Raw genomic sequence first — 22,366 nt, 5'->3', positions numbered from 1 at the left:
GCGCGTTGCAGAGCAAACGACCGTTTATTCCTTCCGCAGCGGCCGCTGAGACGATTCGCCAAGCTCAATCGCTACAACCGTCGCCGGCGACGTTGGGCATTGGGTTGGCGGCGCCCGCGCGTACGTCAAACCGCATGCTAAAGTCGCGATAGGCTGGGCCTTGTCTGGACTGGCCATCCCCCTGTTTTTAAGGCGTTTTTATGGTTCGTTGGAATCGTCTGTTTGCGTCTTTGGCTCTCTGCACGCTGCTCGCCGCTCCCCTCTGTGCGGAAGAAGAAAACGAAATCTACGGCTACCCGGCCGTCAGTAAAGAGTGGGACGACTTCACTCTGAACTATCCCAAAGGACGCTGGAAGCTTGAAAAGCTGGAGGAGCAAGAGAACCAGGTCAGCTACAAATTGACTTCGAAAGCGAATCCGACGATTAGCTTGAGCGTCAGCTTCACCCGCGGCCTGGCAAGCGAAGATCCGCAGTACGACAAAAACCCGAACATGACCAACATCGCCGTTCTGTTGCCGGCGGTGCAAGAGTTGACCGGCGGAGACGACGCGAAAGTGATCTTCTCGACCGGCATCGTCAATTTGCCTGCATATTCCGATACCTCGGCCCGCGCGGCGGTGCTGCTGGAAGAGAACGTCGTCCTCAACATGGAAGCGTGCCACTTCTTGCTTCCGAAAGAAGAGAATCAATCGAAGCTGGCGATCGCGATCGTCTTCACCTCGTCCAAACGAGGCGAGATCGAAGAGTCGCCTGAGTATCCGCAGATCGTCGCCGAAGCGTATGCGATCATTGAAGGGATCGAGTACCCCGGATTGGATGACGAGGAAGAAGAAGACGACGACCAATAGTCGACGTCCACCAAAACGAGAAAGGGGGCCGAATGCCATTCGGCCCCCTTTCTCTTGCGCTGGGGTCTTGTTGGTGTGCCACACGACGGCTTGCGCGGCGGCATTTGGGCCGTGCTTCTCTGCAGAAATGCTCTATAATCAACTCCGATGAAGGCTTTCGCCGTTCCTAGCCGTCAAGAGTTCGTCATGACTTGCATGCAAGATCTGCCGCGCAAGGGAGTCGCATCCGCGATGCTGGCGATCGTCTGGACTCTGCTCGCCTCGTCGTTGCACGCCGAGCCGTACGTCTTCCTAGAGCTGAGTCAGGAACACGCGATCGAGCAATGGCGCCAGGATTCGACGCTGGTCATTGGTACGGTTCAAGAATCGGAACCGATCGTCGACTCTCCGCTTCGTCCGCGCGACGAAAATTCGGTCCGCAGCGTTCGCCTGGTTCTGGAGGTCGAACGTCAGATGTGGGGCCGACCACTGCAAGACCAGGTGATGCGGATCAACCTGGTCCGCTATCGCCAGGCCAACTTTGGTCCGGAAAAAGATCCGCGCGTCGGCGCCAGGATCTTCTATGTCGTCGGTCATGACGGTTACAAGCCGGAACAGGACGCTTGGTTTGGCGGGGACATCGGCACAGCACAAAGCGGCGAAGAACTGCGTCTCGACCGGTTCAAGCGTCTGCTAGAGATCGAATCGGGGGACGAAGCGACCGCCGCGTTGATCGCCGGTTGCTTGGACTCGGACGGCTGGTACGCGGCGTGGTGCTTGAACGTGCTCCGCGAGTCGCACCTGGCGCGGGCGGGCGAGCGTCCTGCGATTCACAACAAGGTTCGCTCGCGGGTCAGCTATGAACAATCGTACGACCATTGCTGGCGCGTGTTGGAGCATCCGACGACGACGATGGTCGCCTACAAGAATGCGATGCGTCGTTTGCAGGCGAAAAAGCTCAACGAAACGGAGCAACGCCGCCTTCACCAATGCCACTTGCAGCGAATCGTGCGGCTGGGGGCTATGCCGGCGAACTACCACGATCCGCAATCGCTATCCGAGGAACTGGGCGACCTGGTAAAAGCTTATGAAGATCTGCCAGCCAAGTTGAAGCTGGAGGCGCTTCAAGCGTTGCCGCCGGTCGCCGATCCCAATCGCCCAGCGCGGCTTCGCGGGACCGCTTGGTTTGCGGCGCGGCGGTTGTTCAATCCACGTGATCCCGTGAGCCGGCAAGAGACCTTGGCGATTTTGCAGGCCTACGACCTGTCAGACCGTCAATTAAGCCTAAACTATCTCGGCCAGGTGCAGGCGGCTACGCTTGCCGACACGCGGTATCACTATCGTCATTGCGAGGAGGGGATCTCGATTCTCTATCTTGGCATGCTCTCGGCGGACGAAGCGGTTTCGTACAAGGCGGCGCGCGAGTGGATCGACTACTGCGAACAATGTCGCAGGCGCAGAATCCATTGGGAGGAACTTCCCGACAAGACGTACGAAATGCGCGACGCCGTCTTTTTTAAGAAGACGCGCGATCACCTGACGAAGGCATTGTGCGATTGGGAAGTCCCCGATCAACGTCCCAAAGCCTACTGATCGCTTCGGGGCGACAAATCAATCCTGCCGTAAGGCGGTTTAATCTCCCTTGGGTGCAGGTTCTCACGACGAAAGCGCTTTCCCCCCACCTTCGCGGACCGTGGCCGAGAAGTTAAGCTGGGGGATTGCGATTTGTTCCGTCACTGAAGCTGCCCACCCCCGAACTACCATGAACAAGAAACTCCTCCTGCTCCCTGGCGACGGCATTGGCCCCGAAATCATCGCTGAGGTTCGTAAGCTGATCGGCTGGATCAACGAACATACCGACCTGACGATCGATACCGAGGAGGACTATTTCGGCGGCGCCGCGATTGACCAGTATGGCGTGCCGCTGCGGGATGAGACGCTGGAAGTGGCTCGCAAGTCAGACGCGATTTTGATGGGCGCCGTGGGCGGGCCGAAGTGGGATAACGTCGACTACAGCATTCGTCCGGAAGCGGGCCTGTTGAAGATCCGCAAGCAGTTGGACCTGTTCGCCAACCTGCGTCCGGCGATCGTCTTTGACGCGCTGATTGACGCGTCGTCGCTGAAGCCGGAGATCGTGAAGGGGCTCGATATCCTGATCGTCCGCGAACTGACCGGCGGCGTTTACTTTGGCGAACCGCGCGGGATTGAAGACCTGGGCAACGGCGAGCGCCGCGGCGTCAACACGCAGGTCTACACCACCAGCGAAATCCGTCGCGTCGGCAAGGTCGCTTTTGAGATCGCCCAGAAGCGACAAGGCAAAGTCACGTCGTGCGAAAAGGCGAACGTGATGGAGTCGGGCAAGCTGTGGCGCGAAGAGATCACCCGTCTGCACGGCGAAAGTTACTCGGACGTTACGCTGGAGCACATGTACGCCGACAACGCCGCGATGCAGCTCTGCCGCCGCCCGTCGCAGTTTGACGTGATCGTGACCGACAACCTGTTCGGCGACATCCTGTCGGACGAAGCGGCGATGCTGACCGGCTCGCTTGGCATGTTGCCTTCGGCGGCGCTGGGCGCCCCGGGCTCGCCGGGCTTGTACGAACCGGTCCATGGTTCGGCCCCGGACATCGCCGGCCAAGGCATCGCCAACCCGCTGGCGACGATCCTCAGCTTTGCGATGCTGCTGAAGTACTCGCTCGACTCGGTTGAGCTGGGGGACAAGATCGAAGCGGCCGTCCAGTCGGTGTTGGCCGAAGGGCTGCGAACCGCCGACATCATGGTCGAAGGTTGCAAGAAGGTTTCGACCGTCGAAATGGGCGATGCGGTGATTGCGGCGCTGAAGGCGTAGTCGCGACCGCAAACACGTTCAACAAAAAAAGGGGCGATCGCAGGATCGCCCCTTTCGCTTGCGCGGTAATCGAGCGTTACTCGTATTTCCACTTGATGATCCACGGATCATCCAACCGCTTCTGATCCGCCTTCAGCTTCGCTTTGTATTCTTCCAGCGTGCTGGCGTAGGCGGGATCGTCGACCAGGTTCTTCGACTCGTGCGGGTCGCGCTCGATGTCGTAGAACTCGAACTCCGGACGCTGGATATACTCGCCGACCGTCTTTTGGCCGTAAGGCGCTTCCAGCCCCTTCTTCCACTGCGCTTGCCAGCTGGACGCGGCCCACAGGTCGGAAGCGAACGGATAGTCGAGCTTGTGGGCGATGTTCCAGATCAGCTTGTACTGCTTGTCGCGGTAGACGCGCATCGGGTAGTACATCTGGATTTCGTGGAAGGTGTGCGACGCAATGATCGACTGGTGATGCTCGGCGTCCGGCTTGTCGAGAATCGGAATCCACGACTTGCCGTGGTAAGTGTTGAACTTGTTGCCGCCATTGCGATTTTCGGCGACCGCTTCGCCCCGCTCTTTCCAGAACTTGTTGGCGTTGATCGGGTTCTTCGGGGCGTTCTTTTCGCGATCGAGCGCACCGGCGAAGTCGAGCAGCGACGGCGTGATGTCGACGTGGCTGATCATCGCGTCCGAGACGACGCCGCGGTGATCGTTGTACGGATCACGCACGATAAACGGTACCCGCAAGCCGGGCTCATAGACGGTCGTCTTGCCGCCGGCGAACGCCATGCCGTGATCGGCGGTGAAGACGATCAGCGTCTTGTCGTAGAGATCGGCCTCTTTCAAGATCCGCACCAGGTGGGCCAGGCCTTGATCGATCCGCGCGACCGACTGGTAGTACTGCGCCAGCTCTTCTCGCGTCTCCCGGGTGTCCGGCAGAAACTCCGGCGCCACCACGTCATCCGGATCGTAGAAGACTTCGTGGATGCCGGGATAGCTCCCTTTGTTCCGCTTGTTGCCGAAGAGATCAGGCTTGAGTTCCGATTTGGAGGTCTTGTCTTCGCCGCCGCCGCGATGCGGATCGGACAGCGCGAAGTAGAGGAAGAACGGGCGATCATCTTCCTTCGTCATAAACTCGCGGCAGTTCTCCGACATCTCGACCGGTGAGCGAGTATTGCCGGGGATGACGTTCTCGAAGTGGAAGACCGCTTCCGGCGCGACGTGATACTTGCCGCATCGGGCGGTCCGATAGCCGGCGCCTTCCAGCAATCGCGGCAGCGCCAGCTGGACGACGTCGTGATACGACTGGAACTTGTGATAGTGGTGCGTGTGCCCATACTGACCGTTCATGTGGTTATGCAAACCGGTCAGCACCACCGACCGACTGGCGCTGCAACTGGCCGTGGTCGCAAAGGCGTTGGTGAAACGCGTTCCGTCGGCGGCGATGGCGTCGATCGCCGGCGTCTTGGCGACCTTGTCGCCATAGCAACCAAGCGTCGGGCTCTCGTCGTCGGTGATGAAGAAGACGATGTTGCGATCAGGTCGTTCGGCTCGCAGCGGCGCAGCAACGAGCAGCGCAACGACAATCGCCGCCGCGAGCGTCGACAAGCGCGCGGCCGGCGCATAGGAGATACTCATGCGAATCATTTCCCGGGGTGTATTCTGGCTGGTAGTTTGGGGCGTCGGCGCTTAGTGTCGTACCGGCACGATTTCGGTAGGAGCGGGGGGAGAGTTCGTGCGCCGCAAACTATAAATTTGACTGGGAGTGAGCGCCCCGTCAAATAGATACATCTCGTCCAGCGAGCCGTTGAAGGTCGAAAACTCCTGTTCCGCCGCCGGATTCGCCCGATATTGGCCGAAAGATACGAGGTTTCGCTCCTCAGAAACCTGCGTGTTGACCTTACCGTCGCGATAGGATGAAAGAGACTCTAGTTGCCCGTCGACGTACATCCGGATGCGATTGCGGATGTCTCCGTCCGTCTCTTTTTCGGTTCCGCCCAGGTAGACGATCGCGATGTGATGCCATTTGCCATCCCGCAGATCGTCCGTTCCCACGACATAGCCGCCGGAGATTTCGGTCCGAATGGCTCCCAGGTTGCCGTCCGGCATAAATTTACGCGGATTCCAACCGACCTGAAACTTGCCGCCGGAGGTGGTCCAGTCGCCCCAACTGATCATCGAATAAGCTTGCTCAGGCGTCGCGTCTTGCGGAATGCGAACCCAAAAGCAGATGGTCCGCGGATGATCTTCGGCGATGCCTGGCAGCTCGGTCTTTAGGTAGCCGCCGCGACCGTTCATCCAGATCGCCCGACCGAAGACTCCCTTGACCGAATGGAGCACGGCGCCGCTGGCGTCCGGCTCTTGCTCCGACGTGGCGGGAAAGTTGCGATTGCCGGGGTTCCAACCCTCTTCGCGCCACGTTCCTTGCGCGACTTCATCCGACTCGTCAAATCGCCACAGGTAATAGGGGACCGAACTCTGGGAGGTAAACGTGTCGAGCGGCTTCTGCTGCGACAGCCCGACCGGCATATCGATCGGCGTGATCGCCGGCTCGTCCATACGAACGCGAACCGCCTGATTGACCGCCACGATTTGCTCGTGCGGATCGGTTCCGAGCCGCGATCCGACGCGGACTTCTCCTTCCAGCACCAAGATGTCGGAGTCGCCCGCTTCCGAGACGTTTAGCGCAAAGCGGGTTCCCAGGTCTTCGACCTCGGCGGTCGGCGTGTCGATCGTAAAGCCGATTGCCGGAAACGGCACGTCGGCGTAGACGCGGCCATGATGCAGCGTCGCCGCCGAAGTTGACTGCAGCGTGATCGCGGCCGGGCCGACCAACGTCACCGCCGCGCCCCGGTCGAAGGTGATTTCGGCTTCGCCGGAGATCAACTCGAGCCGCCGCGGCTTCAGCACGCGGCCGATCGCCAGCGATTCTTCATCCCGCCATTTCGCATTCTTCAGCTGCGTAATCCGGGCGAGAAACAGTTGATCGGCGTTAGCGGCGGGCGGCTGGGCAGGATCGTCCTGCGCGATCGGCGAAGAGCCGGCGCTCAGATAGATCGCAAAAAATCCGATCGCCAACAGCAGCGACAACGCAACCGCCCAGGCCGTTTCGCGTCGCTGGTACCAAAGGATCGCGGTGGGCGACATGGCGACGTCGGTCTTGGCCTGCAAGATCGCCTCGGCGGTCAGGTACTGATCTTTCTGCTGATGCAACATCGCATGCAGCCCCATCCGCTCGAGATATTCGTCGCGCGCTTCCGGCGACTCTTCCAAGATCTGGACCAGCGCGTCGATCTTCGCCGCGTCAGGCGACTCTGCGTCGATTAGCGCCGAGATGATTCGGTCGAGTTCCGCAATCTTGGTAGGATCAAGCGTCATTAGTTCTTTTGCTCGGCAAGCGTTTGGCGAACGCAGGCGCGAAGTTGTTTTCTGATTTTGAATAGGGCCCGCTTCAGGGCGTCGACAGTTCGGCCGATTTCCTGCGAAAACTCGGCCAGCGTTTTCTCACTCCAGTAACGCCCCCGCAATACCGACCGGTCGGCGTCGTCCAGCTTTTCGATGCACGAGGCAAGCGCCCCCATCTGTTCGGCCTGGCGAGCGTCCAACTGCAACGATCGCTCAAGCAGCGAATCGATCAGCTCGGTATTGAACAACAACTTGTTCTCTCGCTGCCGACGTTTGCAGTAGGCCATCGCTTGCCACCGCACGATCTCAAACGCCCAAGCCTGCAGGTTGGTTCCCGGCTCAAACTCGTTCGCCTTCTCCAGGATGACGCGATTGGCCTCTTGGATAACGTCTTCCGCCCCTTGATCGCCAGCCAGGATCGAGATGCAGAAACGCTTCATCGAACCTTGAATCGCGGTCAACTCTTCGATAAAGGCGACCTGGCTGGGCGATAGCTTGCGGATTGGATCGTTCAACGGTTTTCCCCGACTTAGGAAATAGCTGGAATGGTCGATCGGTGCGCAAAAATAGCAGTCAGTTTTCTTCGGCGTCGCCCAATTGCATTGTAACTCGTTGCCAGGCAAGCGATTGCCGCAAGTCGGGGGGAGCAACATTTTGTTCGCCCGAAGTACCCCCACTTTTTTTTCAAAACCTGCGCACCAAGCGAGGGACTTCGCTATTCCCATCTCGGAGGCCAAGAATCATACCCGATACTTGGCAGCCCCCCATGTTCATGCCTGCTGATTTTTTCAGCAATTTGCCCAGCAAAACGACGACGGCGAGTCGTCTTTCTCGTGGTCACGAGTTAGTCAGCCGCCACTTCCGATCGTTCCTTCCGATCACGCTTCGGCGAGTTTTTCGGGAGGAATGAATCCAATAGGAAGCGTTGCGCGCCCCTACCCGGGCAAATCGAATCGATCATCGCCGCATCATCCGCTGGCAGCGTCAAACGGCATCCCGTTTGCCTGCACGATATACCTTCCAGCGCGCGACGCCAGCGTCGCCTTAAAGACTATTATTTGCGGCGTCCGCCCATCCATCCCCTTCTCTACGTCATTTATCCGAAGGAAGAACCATGGCAACGACATCACGGCGAAACGTTAAGACCACGCACGCCGGCTTCACGCTAGTCGAACTGTTGGTGGTAATCGCCATTATCGGCGTCCTGATCGCCCTGCTACTGCCGGCCGTGCAACAAGCCCGCGAAGCCGCGCGACGCATGCAGTGCGGCAACAACCTGAAGCAGATCGGGCTGGCGATCCACAACTATCACGACACCTATCAAAACTTGCCGCCGGGCGGCATGCCTCAAGGAACCTGGGCAGGCAACGACCAGAACCAACCTTCGTGGATCGTCATGATCCTGCCCTTCCTCGAGCAATCGACGATCACCAACCAGGCCGTCTTCGCCAATACCGACTGGTCGGGCCGTGGCGAAGACCACAACTGGCAACTGAAACACAACACCATCCTCAGCATGATGCAGTGCCCATCGTCCGACTTGGAGCCGACCCGCGCGCAGAAAGCCAACTCGGCGACCCAATCGCTGGGCGCTCCGGCGACGATCAACGTGCAGGTCGCCAACTACGTCGCGATCGCAGGCGCCGCGTTTGATCCTGAGAACATCTCTTCGCGGCTGGGCATCTCGCGGGCCGGCGTCGGCTACATGCACTTCAACGGCGCCATGCCGGTCGTGAGCCAACTTCCCAATGACGGCAGCAAGAAACCAGCTCGCCAATCGGCCCTGCGGTTCGCCAATATCATCGACGGAACCAGCAACACGGTTTGCGTTGGCGAACAGTCGTCTCTCCTGCGTTCCACCGACAACAGCGGCGATCCAGTCATCAAAGACTGCCGCGCCGGCAACGTCCCCGGCGGCATGTGGTCGGTCGGCAACGGCCACGCTGGCGCCAACTGCCAGGCCTACAACACGACGACGATTCGCGAACCGGTCAACTGGCATCTCTACAACAACTACAACTGCACCGCCTGGCACGGTTTGGCGAAGAACACGTCGATCCGGTCGAACCATCCCGGCGGCGCCCAGTTTGTGCTGGTCGACGGTTCGGTCCACTTCGTCACCGAAACGGCCGACTTGCGTACCCTGATGGCGATCGCATCCCGCGACGATGGCGCGGTTGTCGGCTCCGCCTGGTAAGCGCTCCCGCCGCTTCGACCGACGCGTTTCTGAACAATCGCTCCTCTCAGACTGGAAATACGGATCGTGATTCAACAGCAATCCAACGCCGCCGCGGCGGCGTTCCCCTGTTCCGCCGCTCTGCTGGTCTTGCTGACCGGCTGCGGCGGCAATGACGGGCTGGCCGACGTACAAGGCCGCGTCACCGACCGCGGAGAGCCGATGCCTGGCATCGTGGTAATGTATGTGCCCGACCAAGGGGGCGGCGCTCCCTCTGGCGGCAACACCAACGCCAACGGCGAGTATCGACTGACCTATTCCAACGGCAGGGTGGGCGCCATGGTCGGCCCCCACACCGTCATGATCTCGATCCCCGAGCCAACCGGCAAAGAAAGCAAGCCAACCACCAAGGCCGGCTACAGCACCGCCGTGCAGGTTGTCGAAGGTGAGAACCAATTCGACTTTGACCTCTCCGACTTTTAATCACCCGCCTTACCGCTCTCTGCAACTTTCCTCTGCGATTGCCAAAACAAACATGCATCTCCACTCCGTTTCGCGCACCTACCTGACCACTTACCTGTCACTGCTGATGATCGGCCTGATCGGCACCCCGCATTGCGCCGCTGAAGTTGTCGGACAATTGGAGCAAGATCCGCAACTCTTCCGCGGCGGAACCGAAGCCGATGGCCGCGACTATTTTTTATATGGCCAGCCAGCCGTCGACGGCAAATTGGTCCTCACCGCCAGCAACGGCTTCTTCGACGCCGGCGTCTGTCGTGCCGAGGGACAATCGACCTTGCCGCGAGCCGACGATCAAAACCTGATCGCCCCCAACTTTGAATGCCTGGACAACTGGAAGAAGACCGACGGCGGCCTCCGCTGGCACTTTTGGACCGACAAGCCAGGCGCCGTCCAATTGCAGGTCTGGCTACAGGTCTCCGAAAAGCAGGCAGGCTCCGAGATTCGCGTCTCCCTGGGCGGCGACGTACAAACGGTGCGTACCTCGGGCGCCGACGCGACTTCCCCGCAGCCCTGGAACTTGAAGTTCGACCTTCAGCAACCGGGCGAGCAGACGTTGGAGCTGACCGCCACATCGATCGCTTCGGCCCAACTAGGCGTTGGGAAGTTGCAGGGGATCGTTCTCGCCGGTTCGGCAATCGAGTCGGCCCAACTGCTGCGGGCCCGTTGGCGACCGGCCGCCGTGCATGGACATTACTCGTCAAGCGTCTGCCCCGAAAGCCGCGTCTGGGTGATGACCACCCGCAGCACCACCGACACCGGCAGCTACTCGCCCATCACGACGCCGTTCGGCTACTACGGCACGTCGTTTCGCGCCGACGGGCGCAGCGAAGGAGGCTTCAATTTTTCGATGTGGGCCGCCAGCCGCAAAGGGAGCGTTCCTCCGCTGCAGGAAATGCCGCACCTGTTGGCGGCTGGCTCTCCCGATGCCCAGTTCAGCGGGTTCGGCCACGAGGGCTCCGGCGTCAAACTGCGCGGCTGGACCGCGATGCCTGACCAACCGAAGACCGTCATCCAGTCGCTCCGCGTCGAGAACGACGGCGACTATCACACCTACTACGGCTACTTCTGGGATCATCCGACCAAGCGTTGGAAGCTGTACGCCGTCGGTCGCAAGTGGAGCAACGGAAAAACGCTCTCCAACCTGAAGCCCGGCTCGTTTTGCGAAGTCCCCGGGCCGCCGCACATCCAGCGAACCGGCGACCTGCCGCGCGAAGTGGTCCGCCGCGGCTGGGCTCTCGAAGAAGAGGGCAAGTGGCGCCCGCTGGATCAGTTTCATTGCTCCAAAGGGAAAGGCGCCCCGATGAACAAAAGCTGGTCGCTGACCGCTGCTGGCGAGTTCGCCATGACGACCGGAGGCATGCGTTACTACGAGCCAGTCAAGACCATTCAGCTGACCAACCCGACCGAAATTCCTCCCTACCTGTCCCCCGCCGCGACCAAGCAGCTGTATCAACTGCCGGCCACGTTCGCCGAGCCGGAAACGGTCGAAGCCGGCGCCGCCGACGCGACCGTCAACCTTCGCCTGGAGGACGCCGGAACCAACGCCAAACTGATTGTCTATTACGGCGAAACCGACTGCCTGACCTTCGCTCCCCGCCGACTACACGCCACCGAACGCCGCTCGGAAGTGAGTCAGGCTGGGCAAAGCGATGATCGCACCTGGTCGCACGCCACCGAGGCGCAATCGGCCGGCGATGGCGACAACCTGGTTCGCCTGACCGGACTAGAGCCCGGCAAAACCTATTTCTATCGAGCGCTGGTGGTGAATGAGGAAGGACAGACCTGGATGTTTGATTCCCATTCGCTGTCGGCGAAGTAGTCAGCAGGCGCAGCTTGCGTTTGGGCCGATCGCGCATCGGGGCAAAGACCGCTCGGCCCAAATGCTCGCTCGCAATGCGGGTTGCTCCTAAAATGTACGGTCGCCTCGTCCGCATTGAGTCAGGAGCCCTGCTCGCGCCACGTCTCCTTACCCTACTAATATTGTCGCTGCTGGCGGCCCATCTATCCGCCGCCGAAGACTACCATCAGCTTCCGTTTCAGTGGTTGGCTACAAACCAACCTTCTACCGCGCCGACCTGAAGCCAGGCGCCCCGCAGGTTGGCGATCGCGTCTTTTTCATCAAACGCGATCAGCCGGATAGGTACGACCTGAACCCCAACCCGCTCGGCTGCTTGCCTAGCTGCCTGTTGAAAAATACCATCGTGGCATTTTCCAACCTCGCCAGGCTCAGATCATAGCTCTTCGCGGCTCGCAAAATAACGACTTACGTCGCTATTTTGGGATCGCATCCATGCGATCACGCAGTCCGTCGAGAAAATCAACGGACTGCTAAGGCTACCAATCTCCGCCATTTCAGAAATTGCAGAAAAGAAAAGTGCCCCCGGGAGGAATCGAACCTCCGACCTGCGGTTTAGGAAACCGTCGCTCTATCCCCTGAGCTACGAGGGCCAATACTCTAACTGGACTTAGGGAGTAAGCTTCTGGGCTTTTTGGGACCAGAATTTCAGACCAAAGCATTGGACCAGAAGAGTTGCTTGGAATCCAGGCCATAGGGTAATGGGGATGGCTTCTCGTGAAGAGTTGCCATTCATCTTCGTCTATCAGTCTGTTGAAAAATACCATCGTGGCATTTTCAACCTCGCCAAGCTCAGAGCGTAGCTCTTCACGGCTCCCAAAATAACGACTTACGTCGCTATTTTGGGATCGCATCCCTGCGATCACGCAGTCCGTCGAGAAAATCAACAGACTGCTATGCCAATCACTTAACGATGCGAGTCGTTTCTCTCAATTTTAAAACACCGTTATCCCATGTTGGAGACGACCGTTTTCATCTGAGCCGGGAGGGGGGCGTCGAAGTTTTTTGGCTGTACCGACAAGGGATAGTCGCCCCACCATTCACCTGCGGCCCAATAGCTGACAGAGGCATTCGCTTCATGGATCAAACGACAGGCCTCGGCCAACAGTTCCAGCCATTGGGGCTCGTTCGGCACGCCAATTTCACCAACGAAGCCGTAAACGTGGTTGCGCTGGCACCAATTCAAGAAAGGCTCGAGCGTCTTTGACGGACGCTGGGCGATGTGCGGATCACGTTTCGCTTCTTCCGCGAAAGATTCAGCATACTTGCCACTGGCATCGGAATCGAAGTAGGCATGGGCTTCGTACATAGTTCGCTGAGCGGGATCGTTGATCCAGGCAATTTCGCCGTTGACCTCCGCAAACCGCTCAGAAGTTGCCCAGTCGATGCCAGAGACCGAGATCCAACGCTGCTGGTCTACCTCACGGATTGCGGCGACAACCTGATTCGAAGCGGTAGCCCAATCCAGCCCTTGGAGGTTGTGCGGTTCGTTCATGATTCCATAGGCGGCAATCGAGTAGTGTCCTTTTAACTGCTGAGCAATTCGTCGCCACACGCTGGCGAGATCCTCTACTGAGAGCAGCACTTTCCCCTTCTTCGATTCCCCCAAGACTGCTTCGATGGGACGACCATCGATCGACCGTCGGTATCGCCCATAGTTATGCAAGTCGAGGATCGCGTTCCCACCGACGTCGGTAATCCACGAGAGCAGCTTCTGGAGGCCGCCAAAGTAAACGACGTCGAGTTCTCCTCCTAGTTTCGGTTGGAGCCTTTCCCAGCTGATTGGGATGCGAAAACTCTTCACGCCGTGGTCGAAAAAGTATTGAACCGTTTGGCGGGAATTGAACGTGTAATCGCGTCCAAGCGTACCGGGATTCGCTTGCGAGAACTGCGGATCGTGTGTGCCGAACTCTGGTCCCGCCAGACTGACGCCCACACCCAACTGCGGACCAATATCCTCGCTGCTCCCGCGCGCGAGATCCCCAAGGCTCCATAGGCCCAGTGTCGTCGCCGTCCCAACGGTGAACATTCTTCGATCAAGCTTCATTTTTCTTACGCTTCTCAAGCAAGACGTCCGTCTTAGTTTCGTCGTTAAGAGAAAACTAGCTTTCAGTCAGCCAGATGCCACGAAAGTCGTCCGACACTGCCTAAATGGTTAACATATTGCTACGATCCGTATCACTTGCATAACCCCGATAGGCGGCACATTGATTGCACGCGATTAGCTGCCTGTTGAAAAATGCCATCGTGGCATTTTTCAAACTCGCCAGGCTCAGAGCGTAGCTCTTCGCGGCTCGCATCCATGCGATCACGCAGTCCGTCGAGAAAATCAACGGACTGATAGGTTTTTGATTCTGGAACTGCGCAAGAAGTAATCGTGACGTATTTTAGATACGAAACCGTCATCGATCGCACTCTAGCTCGCGGATGCCATTGCGAGAAAGCTCCACTATGACCGACCGACAAACAGCATCGCATTTTTCACCAGGACTCCGCCAACTGATGATCGTGCTGGCGGTCATTTCGGCGACCACCTACCTCGCTTACCGCGTATTATATACGATCAATTTCGAGAGCACCTACGCGATCATCGCCTCGGTCATGCTGCTGGGAGCCGAATTCTGGGGTGTGTTCTTAATGTACCTGTACTTCATGCAGGTTTGGCGGCAAATCGACCCCGAGCCGATACCGCCGCTCGAGAACCGATCGGTCGACGTCTTTCTTCCCACGTACAACGAAGATGTACAGCTCTTACAAGGCTCGATCAATGCGCTCAATCAGCTCGACTATCCGCATACGACGTACGTGCTGGACGACGGACATCGCCCTGCGGTCGATAAATTGTGTCGTGAAATGGGGGTCAATTACATCTCGCGCGATACAAATATTCATGCGAAAGCTGGTAACCTGAACCACGCGTTGGATCAAACTAACGGGGAGTTCGTGGTCATTTTCGACGCCGATCATATCGCTCGACCGAACTTCATCTCTCGTACGCTGGGTTATTTCGCGGACGACAAACTGGCCTTCGTGCAGACGCCGCATGCGTTCTATAACTTCGACAGTTTCCAATCGCATGTCGACTTCAAACGCGGAATCTATTGGGAAGAAGGGCAGCTTTTTTACAACGTGATCCAGCCAGGAAAGAACGCTTGGAATGCGAATGTGTTCTGCGGAAGCGCGGCGATCTTCCGCCGCAAGGCTTTGGAAGATGTCGGTCTGATCGCGACTGAAACGATTACCGAAGACATGCATACCGGGCTGCGGCTGCATGCCAAGGGTTGGAAGTCGTTGTTTGTGAACGAGCGGATGATCGCCGCCCAAGCCGCCCCCGATATCACGACCTTCGCTGCGCAGCGTTTGCGTTGGGGTGAAGGTAATCTCAGCATCTTCGCCTACGACAACCCGTTGACATTAAAGGGGCTGACGCTTGGACAGAGGTTGAACTATCTCGGCTCGATGCTGGGCTGGACGACCGGTCCGGCCAAGGCCTTGCTATATGCCGCACCGATCCTGATGTTACTGACGGGCGTCTCTCCTGTGGGGCAGTTCACACTAACGCTGCTGGCTGTGACGCTGACCTATCTACTGATGACCTGGACGGCAGTGAAAGTGGTAAGTAACGGATACGGTCGCTTATGGGATATGGAAGTTCAGGCAATGACCAACTTCTGGATTCAATGCTGCTGTCTATACCGCGCAATAATTCATCGGGGACGCGGGAAGTTCGTGGTGACGAACAAACGTGGGCGGCAAAGCACCAAATTCACGATGTTGATCGCTCCGCACGTGTCCGTGATCACCCTGGGCATAGCAGCGATCGCCTGGGCCGCGGCGAAGATCTACTTTGGCGCCAGTAACGACTATGTGGCGTTGGCCGTGGGTGGCTTGATTATCACGGTTCAATCGCTTATGGCCTTCGAAGTTGTCCGCAAGGCATTTCGTCCTGCCGATGGAAGATTCTCCTGGCGTCATCCAACCAATGAAGTTCACATTCAGTACGAAGGGGATGGTTTGAAAGGTCAGGCCATCAGCGTCGATGTGAACGAATCGGGCCTGGGAGCGATCGTCTATCAACCGATCCCCGTGGGGGCGATCGTCACTTTGAACATCTCTTCTGGCACTCGGCAGTTGACTTGCCAGGCCGAGGCGCGCAGTTGCTGGCAGCTAACGGAAGGACAACCAGGCTTTCAGGCATTCCGCGCAGGCTTTCACTTCTTGAACTTGTCTCATTCGCAGGTTTGCGATCTGTGGTCGATATCGGCGGAAGCGGCCGTCGACGATCAATACAAGCGTCTGGGGCCCAATGCCGCTCGTCACCGGCGTAAAAATGTCATGCGACTGCCCATCGAGTTGGCAACCAGTGAGGGAGCCCCAACTTCAATCAATGTGGTTTCTTCGGTTCTCGAAAATGAGTCGATCCTGTTTGATTCCACATCACGTTTGGAACTGACCCCGCAGGTCTTTTTCCGAATCAACTCTCCGGTCGGTGCGATTGAAGGCATGGGCAAGCTGGAGAAGACGGAGCGTTCCGAGGAGTATCGCCTACGTTTCATGAAGTTCGATAATCAGTCGCGGAGCTTGCTGAAGAGCCTGCAAGCGTCGGAGCGACAATCGAAGACGGCATCGGCGTTGAATCCAATTTCGAAGACGGCTCCGAGACCTTTGGTTCGCCCCTTGATTCATGGAGGCTGGATGGCCTTGGCGGCATCTGTCATGTGCGTGCTGTGCGCCTGGCATGTTTGGAAAGACAACTATTTCCTATCGACTTTGGGCCAGGACCATCAACCGATCAGTATCCAGCAGCGTGACAAGGCGAACGCCATTTTGGCGAACATCATGGATGCTCCCTTGGAAAAGCAAAGCCCGGCACTCCTCTTCGAGGCTCGTCGGGCGCTCGAATTACTGGGTGAGAAGGAGCGGCTGGACAAGCTTGATCAGGTTCTCGTGAAGGATTTCCCGAACGACGTGGGCTTGAAGCTGGCTCGTGCCAGTGAACTGAGTAATCAAAAGGAATTCGCCGCCGCCTACGACGCGTTCAAAGAGATCGGAGCCGCCACGTCGGCCGGAGAGATCAAACCGAGCAAAACGCAACAATTCCAGATTGATGTTGGTCTGGCTCGCAGCGCGATTTCGATTAAAAAACCAGAGGTCGCCGTGGCTGCCTATGGCAAAGCCTTGAGAATCAAGCCCGACGCCGAGGTCTCGCTTGAACTGGCCAACGTGCTGTTCGATCAGAAGCAATTCGCCGCCGTGCGCGAACTGCTTGCCGAGATACCTCCCAGCTTCAATGCCCAGCAGATTCAAGCTCGACTTGAGCTGGCCGAAGGCAATCCGGAAGGAGCCGTCAAGCTACTAAGCAAATTGACCGAGCAGCATCCTGATGCCGATGAATTACGAAGCCTGTTCGCCAATGCCCTTGAGGATAACGGCGAATACGAACAAGCAATCGCACAGCTCCAGAAGTTGATTGACCAGGGTTATCAACTCACGGATACAAAACTTCGGCTGGTGAATTTGTTGATGACCGACAAAAAGTTCCAGCAAGCAGTTCCGCTGCTGGATGATCTATCGCAACAGATCGTTCAAGACTCGTCGCTTTGGCCATCGTATGTGAATGCCGTGCGTCACTTGAAGCGGCCTTCGCCCCAGATGCGAAGCAACCTGGACGCCATCTACGATAAGCTGACGACCCAGAAAGGCCGTGAACCACTTAAGGAAGATCTTGCGGAGTACTTTGCCTCGGATGATCAATTGGATCGGGCAACCAAGTTGATGTCGCAATGCATGCGAGATCAGCCTGACAACTTGCATCTGCGAAAGCGATATGCGGAAATGCTGCACGACGCCGGTCAGTATGTAGCCGCCGACGAGCAGTACCAGTTGCTTTTGAAACTAGTTGACTCTCCCAATATACAGCCCGTTTCGATCCAGCGAGACCCAAGCTGATTCTACGGGAACCAGAGGATCAAGTAGGCATAAGCGACATCGTTATTATAAACCGCCGAACGGGTAAGGCTCGTTTCAACCCCGGCGGCTAGACGACCGTAGATGTCACAATAGCCACGCACGCGCCCGATGTTATAGAATTGTCCTTGCGAGTCCCATTGCCCACGATACTCGAGCGAAACCCAACGCTGCGGCGCGCCTTCGAAGTCGTATCGGCTAAGGTGCAGCTTGTACTCGAGCCCGAGGCTGACTTGCGAGAAACCGGAGGGAGCAAAGTAGGGGTGAACGGTCCCTGCGATGCCAGGTCCTGGACCGAAGATCGAACCTTCGTCAAATGATAGGAAGTCGTAGTCCGCCAGCAGGTTCAGCTCGTGCGGAGCTTTCATCAGTTGGACACGATTGTGTACGAATAGATCGTGCCGGACGTTGTGATCGGAGTAGCCGCTGAATCTATATCGGCTTTGGGCGGTCCACCACGAGGTCGGCATTATGCATCCCGCCAAGCGACCGCCTCCCATGTAGATGTCTTGGGCGATCGACTCGCTATTCTCGGCGACATTTTCCAGAAAGCCGCCAATCTCAAACCGGCCATCGCACCAGGTGTCTACCGACACGCCGGTATTGAAGACCGGTCGTGGGGAGAATCCATCATCGAAGACTTGGACATCCATCTCGGCGAAGTAGCGAAAGTCATCCCAGAATCGCTGGTGAATGCCGGCTCCGAAGGAATTCCCCAAAACGGTGTCGGTCGTTTTCGGATCGTAAATCAGATGAGCGTAGTCGAAGCGAAGGAACTGATCGACATCGCCTAGCGGAATCTCCGCTCCCCATTCCAGAGAGACGCGATTGATATTGGCCAGGCCGTTTCGCCCACTTTGTCCGAAGTAGAGGAAGTCAAACGTACCTCTTGGCTGCACATCGCGGCTGATGCCTGACAAAGCGATTCCAGCTGGCTGGTTGCAAGGGTTAACGTAGAGCAGTTCCTTGTAGGTATTCATCGCCGCGCATGTGCGCCGCTTTGCCAAGTATTGCTGTCCCAGATCGAAGTAGGCGTCTTCATTCGCTGGTTCCACGGCGATCAACGATTGGTAGTCACAGATTGCCTGGCTCGGCCGCCAATCCTTACAAGACTTCGCCTGGCGTTCCAGAGAGATCGCGCTGGTCACGTTCATCGGATTCGGCTGTCGAGCAGAAAGCGTTAACGCCGGCCCGACATGTATCGGTTGAACCGACATCGAAGCAGCCGACGGAGCATCACGCAGCAGCGCCGAATAGACCGCGTCACCGGCCCTGCGGCCATCCACCGCATACGTCACCCGAGCATACTCTCGGCGGGCGGTTACAAAGGTCGGCATGTCTTGATTCAACCGAGCATAAATGGCCGCCGATTCGACCGGTTGATCCATCTTCAAGAGAACTCGTGCAAGCCCTATCCGGGCTCGGGCATTGGTGGGCGAAAGAGTGATGACGCTCCGATAAATCTCCGCCGCGCGGCACAAGTCCGGCATGCAACTGCCGGCCGCGTAAGCGTCAGCAAGTCGAACGGCAATCGAGATCTGACCCGAACTTATTTGACTGGCTTGCTCGAGGATACACGCCGCCAGTGAGTCGAGACACTGTGCGAGCGCCTCGTCCGACATCCGTATCGAGAGTTCTAGAGACTGCCCGCAGCACCCCAATAAGCTTGCCTTGGCGGCTTCAATTTGGCTCGGTTCGCCAACGAAACATGCGGCCTGATACATCACCAGGAATCCGTCTGGCAGTTGCGTCCGTGAGGCAGGCTCATGATTTCTCAGCAGTTCAATCGCTTCGATCGCCTGGCCCAGCTTTGCCAATAGAAGCCCTTGTTCAATGCGAAGCGTTGACGTCAGCAGCGGTTCGAAGGGACGCGTTCGCTGCAGTTGATGAATCAGTGCCGCGGCTTCATCGTAGCGTTGTTGACGAATCAGTAGCCTTAGCAGCCCACGGTAGGCGAATACGACGCCCGGCTCTTCGGCGATAATCTCTTGATAGATGAACTCGGCTTGATCAAGATGCTGCTGGTCGATCAACAATTGAGCCAAGCGGAAACGTGGCCCCAGTTCTTGCGGAAAAGTCTGAGAGTAGCACCGCAACGTCGCTTCCGCGGCGTCATACTGTCCCAACGCTTGCAGCAACTGGGCTTTCCCGTAAATGGCTCGCCGGTTATTCGGTTCCTCCAGCAGGATCTGTTCGAAGTCGGAGATCGCTTCGAGATAGTTGCCGGACCGCTGCAGAATTTCGCCCCAAAGTAAGATGCGATCCCTTTCTGGAATCAGATGCTTGAACTCTTCGATCATCAGTTGGGCGAGCGGAAGCTGATATTGAGCAACGCGTGCTCGAGCCAGGAGCGTTAGGACCTCGCTGTCGGGAGGAACCTGCGTCGCGATGATTTCCAGGATGAACAACGCGGCTAAAGAATCTTCTTCGTCCAGTAGATCAGAACTCAGCTCAAGCAGCGTGCTGATGTTGTCCGGCTTGGCCTCAGTGTACTGCGCAGCGAGTTGCTGCATGGCATCGTAGTTGCCCAACGATACCTGACACCTCAGCGCCAGCTTAAGTCCATCGTGGCCGAGGGTTTGATGCTGGATCAACGGGGCTAGCATCTGCAGCGCCGCGGTCGGATCGTTCAAGGCGCGTAGCACCTTAGCAGCCAAGATGCGATCAGCATTGGAGAGCTGGTTCTTCAAGACCGACTGATGGAGCGTTTCCATCGCTGCGGCGCGATGCCCCATTTGAAGGAAGACACTCGCCAAACGGAGCGCCACCGAGACATTGTTCGGATCAAGCTGAAGTTGACTAGCGAGAAGTGCGTTTGCTTCTTCGAGCTGATGCTGACCGATCAACAAGTCGGCCAGCGTGAGCGAGGCTTGCGTGTTCCGCGGATCTAACTTGAGAACCTGGCGATAATTGGCAATCGCTTCCTGTTGGCGACCCAAGCGGAGAAGTATTCCCGCAAATTCCAGACGTCCTTCTAGATCATGGGGATAGCTATTGAGCAGCGTCTCGAAACGCTCAGCCGCGACATTCAGATCGCCCAGGGCCACCGCATTGCGAGCAGCTTCGAGCAGCACTTGGTGTTGAAGATCATTGCTAATGTTCGGATCGGTTCCCAGGGAATGCCGAATTGGGTTGCTCGGCAAAATCTCCTCAGCAATGGGCGCGGTGTGGCGTGGCCCCAGATGCAAATTGGATTCGCTTGGAGGCGACGAAGGCGCCTGCGACTTTAGGAAACTCTCATCATTTACCGCATTACCAGAAGGTGTGAGCGGCAGCAATGTATCCTTGCTTACTTTCGGCGCCGATGTTGGCAAGGGACGTCTTCGCGGCATACTTACCTCCGCCGGCGGAGCTGCTTCAACCATCCACGCCGACATCAACAAATAAACGATCGCGACAGAACGAGAAACGGTGATTGCTAGCGAGCTGTGCCAGCAGCAACCCCCATAGTCGAGTTGACTTTGATTGCCTAGTTCTGGATTGAGATTCCTCTCCATCACGCCCCTACAACTCGCTTGATAAATCAACGTTGCTTGCTTACTCTGCCAAATGCTTCGACTATCGGCATCATTCGATTCACTGAAAAGCGGCGAAACTGGCGTAGTCGCGAAAGCTAGCAGTGGTTGATGCCTATTTTGCAGAATGCGTAATTTCGGATGCGATGGCAGGAAGACTATTCAGTGCACTGCTTGCTACCAGTCCGTAGATTTTCTCGATGGACTGCGTGGTCGCAGGGATGCGATCCCAAAATAGCGACGTAAGTCGTTATTTTGCGAGCCGCGAAGAGCTATGCTCTGAGCCTGGCGAGGTTGGAAAATGCCACGATGGCATTTTTCAACAGGCAGCTCGTCAGCGACGACGGCTCTGCCTGACTAAGAGAACGAAAAGTTCAATCGCGAATGCTCGCCACATCACGGCAATTGCAACTGCTTGTGAGTCGGGTTTTTTGGCCAGGTAGCGACAAGGGCGATCACTTCCTCCGTGGAGATGCTCTCCCACCGGGATTTTAGGGCTTGTTGCTGTGGGGCTTTCGCCTCGTTTTGAAACGGGTGCAAAAAGACGTAGCGTTTCTTGAGAAATCCGTAGATGGCGCTCTTCAGGGCGGCTACCCGCTTTTCCAGCGCTGCGTCGCTGGCGTCGCTGCTGACCGCATGGATCAGTTCGACGCGGCGACGTTCCAAGATTTGTGCCTTGTCTGAACTCACTGCCGACGATTGGGTTGGACGACGAATCTAGATTTCCACAGGCATTTTTCTTTCGCACTGCTGCCTGCTTGCTAGATCCCAATCAAGCCGCCAAGTTCGCGCCCACGCCTACTCCAGAATCAAACACCCCCGTTCATCAAACTTCCACATCGCCCCATGCGCCACTTCCCAGTGATAACCATCGGGGTCCGTGAAATAGCCGCTGTAGCCGCCCCAGTTGGTTTCGTGCGGGGGTTTGACGATTTTGGCGCCTAGCTGCTGGGCTTGGGCCATGACCTGGTCGACTTCTTCTTTGGTGCGGGTATTGTGGGCCAGGGTGATGCCGCCGAAGCCGGGCTGCGGCACGGGGACATTGGGGCCGATATCGGCGGCGAGCTGCTCGAGCGGAAAAATCGAAAGGACCACGCCCCCGGCCGAGAAAAATGCGATCGGATCGGTTGGTTTGGCCGTCGTTTTAAAGCCGAGGTCACTATAAAACTGGTACGATCGGGCGAAGTCGCGAACACCCAGACAAACGATGCTCATGCGGGATTCCATCAAAAACTCCTGGGGTTCGCTGGATTTTGCGGCCG

The 22,366-nt window shown here is 57.5% G+C and carries 14 protein-coding genes and 1 tRNA gene; 7 read left to right on the top strand and 8 right to left on the bottom strand.

Annotated elements, in window-relative coordinates; translation table 11 throughout:
• Positions 1 to 200: 200 nt before the first annotated feature.
• From Enr8_RS25825 to leuB, 3 genes are all read left to right on the top strand, one after another.
• Positions 201 to 848, top strand: a complete 648-nt coding sequence (locus Enr8_RS25825; RefSeq protein ID WP_222434871.1) for a hypothetical protein — start codon at positions 201 to 203, stop codon at positions 846 to 848.
• 186 nt (positions 849 to 1,034) lie between these two features.
• Complete coding sequence (locus Enr8_RS13845; protein WP_146432458.1) at positions 1,035 to 2,420, top strand: hypothetical protein; 1,386 nt, start codon at positions 1,035 to 1,037, stop codon at positions 2,418 to 2,420.
• A gap of 169 nt (positions 2,421 to 2,589) precedes the next feature.
• A complete protein-coding gene (gene leuB / locus Enr8_RS13840) occupies positions 2,590 to 3,675 on the top strand; it encodes a 3-isopropylmalate dehydrogenase (protein WP_146432456.1) in 1,086 nt (361 codons plus the stop codon).
• 76 nt (positions 3,676 to 3,751) lie between these two features.
• Here the strand turns inward: leuB and Enr8_RS13835 are convergent, their stop codons facing one another.
• Genes Enr8_RS13835 through Enr8_RS13825 form a run of 3 tightly spaced genes read right to left on the bottom strand, consistent with a single transcriptional unit; the run spans position 3,752 to position 7,584 of the window.
• Positions 3,752 to 5,302 (bottom strand): sulfatase family protein, encoded by a 1,551-nt coding sequence (locus Enr8_RS13835; protein WP_146432454.1) that lies wholly within the window; start codon positions 5,300 to 5,302, stop codon positions 3,752 to 3,754.
• A gap of 51 nt (positions 5,303 to 5,353) precedes the next feature.
• Positions 5,354 to 7,042 carry a LamG-like jellyroll fold domain-containing protein gene (locus Enr8_RS13830; RefSeq protein WP_146432452.1) on the bottom strand — a complete coding sequence of 563 codons (1,689 nt, stop codon included), beginning with the start codon at positions 7,040 to 7,042 and terminating at the stop codon, positions 5,354 to 5,356.
• On the bottom strand, positions 7,042 to 7,584 hold the full coding sequence (locus tag Enr8_RS13825; RefSeq protein WP_186767651.1) for a sigma-70 family RNA polymerase sigma factor: 543 nt from the start codon (positions 7,582 to 7,584) through the stop codon (positions 7,042 to 7,044). Before Enr8_RS13825 ends, Enr8_RS13830 begins: the two co-directional genes overlap by 1 nt.
• A gap of 599 nt (positions 7,585 to 8,183) precedes the next feature.
• Here Enr8_RS13825 and Enr8_RS13820 point away from each other — a divergent pair.
• From Enr8_RS13820 to Enr8_RS13810, 3 genes are all read left to right on the top strand, one after another.
• Positions 8,184 to 9,266 carry a DUF1559 domain-containing protein gene (locus Enr8_RS13820; RefSeq protein WP_146432448.1) on the top strand — a complete coding sequence of 361 codons (1,083 nt, stop codon included), beginning with the start codon at positions 8,184 to 8,186 and terminating at the stop codon, positions 9,264 to 9,266.
• A 66-nt stretch (positions 9,267 to 9,332) separates the two neighbouring features.
• Positions 9,333 to 9,728, top strand: coding sequence for a carboxypeptidase-like regulatory domain-containing protein (locus tag Enr8_RS13815; RefSeq protein WP_146432446.1), 396 nt, complete (start codon positions 9,333 to 9,335; stop codon positions 9,726 to 9,728).
• Positions 9,729 to 9,780: 52 nt separating this feature from the next.
• Positions 9,781 to 11,586 carry a DUF3472 domain-containing protein gene (locus Enr8_RS13810; protein WP_146432444.1) on the top strand — a complete coding sequence of 602 codons (1,806 nt, stop codon included), beginning with the start codon at positions 9,781 to 9,783 and terminating at the stop codon, positions 11,584 to 11,586.
• Positions 11,587 to 12,142: 556 nt separating this feature from the next.
• On the opposite strand, the gene Enr8_RS13805 is transcribed toward Enr8_RS13810, so the two are convergent.
• Together Enr8_RS13805 and Enr8_RS13800 are read right to left on the bottom strand one after the other, a co-directional pair.
• Positions 12,143 to 12,215, bottom strand: a tRNA-Arg gene (locus tag Enr8_RS13805).
• A gap of 353 nt (positions 12,216 to 12,568) precedes the next feature.
• Complete coding sequence (locus tag Enr8_RS13800) at positions 12,569 to 13,669, bottom strand: glycoside hydrolase family 5 protein (protein ID WP_146432442.1); 1,101 nt, start codon at positions 13,667 to 13,669, stop codon at positions 12,569 to 12,571.
• A 404-nt stretch (positions 13,670 to 14,073) separates the two neighbouring features.
• Here Enr8_RS13800 and Enr8_RS13795 point away from each other — a divergent pair, with 404 nt between their 5' ends.
• Positions 14,074 to 17,571 (top strand): tetratricopeptide repeat-containing glycosyltransferase, encoded by a 3,498-nt coding sequence (locus Enr8_RS13795; RefSeq protein WP_146432440.1) that lies wholly within the window; start codon positions 14,074 to 14,076, stop codon positions 17,569 to 17,571.
• 2 nt (positions 17,572 to 17,573) lie between these two features.
• On the opposite strand, the gene Enr8_RS13790 is transcribed toward Enr8_RS13795, so the two are convergent.
• The 3 genes from Enr8_RS13790 to Enr8_RS13780 form a co-directional block, all read right to left on the bottom strand.
• Positions 17,574 to 20,663 (bottom strand): tetratricopeptide repeat protein, encoded by a 3,090-nt coding sequence (locus Enr8_RS13790; protein ID WP_186767650.1) that lies wholly within the window; start codon positions 20,661 to 20,663, stop codon positions 17,574 to 17,576.
• 837 nt (positions 20,664 to 21,500) lie between these two features.
• Positions 21,501 to 21,794 (bottom strand): hypothetical protein, encoded by a 294-nt coding sequence (locus Enr8_RS13785; protein WP_146432436.1) that lies wholly within the window; start codon positions 21,792 to 21,794, stop codon positions 21,501 to 21,503.
• A gap of 108 nt (positions 21,795 to 21,902) precedes the next feature.
• Positions 21,903 to 22,319 (bottom strand): VOC family protein, encoded by a 417-nt coding sequence (locus Enr8_RS13780; protein WP_222434870.1) that lies wholly within the window; start codon positions 22,317 to 22,319, stop codon positions 21,903 to 21,905.
• Between the last annotated feature and the right edge of the window lie 47 nt (positions 22,320 to 22,366).

Origin of the sequence: Blastopirellula retiformator (assembly GCF_007859755.1) — a bacterium.
In the GTDB taxonomy this organism is placed as follows: domain Bacteria; phylum Planctomycetota; class Planctomycetia; order Pirellulales; family Pirellulaceae; genus Blastopirellula; species Blastopirellula retiformator.
Note: the sequence above shows the minus strand (reverse complement) of the source record. Positions and strands in the feature narration are given on the sequence as shown.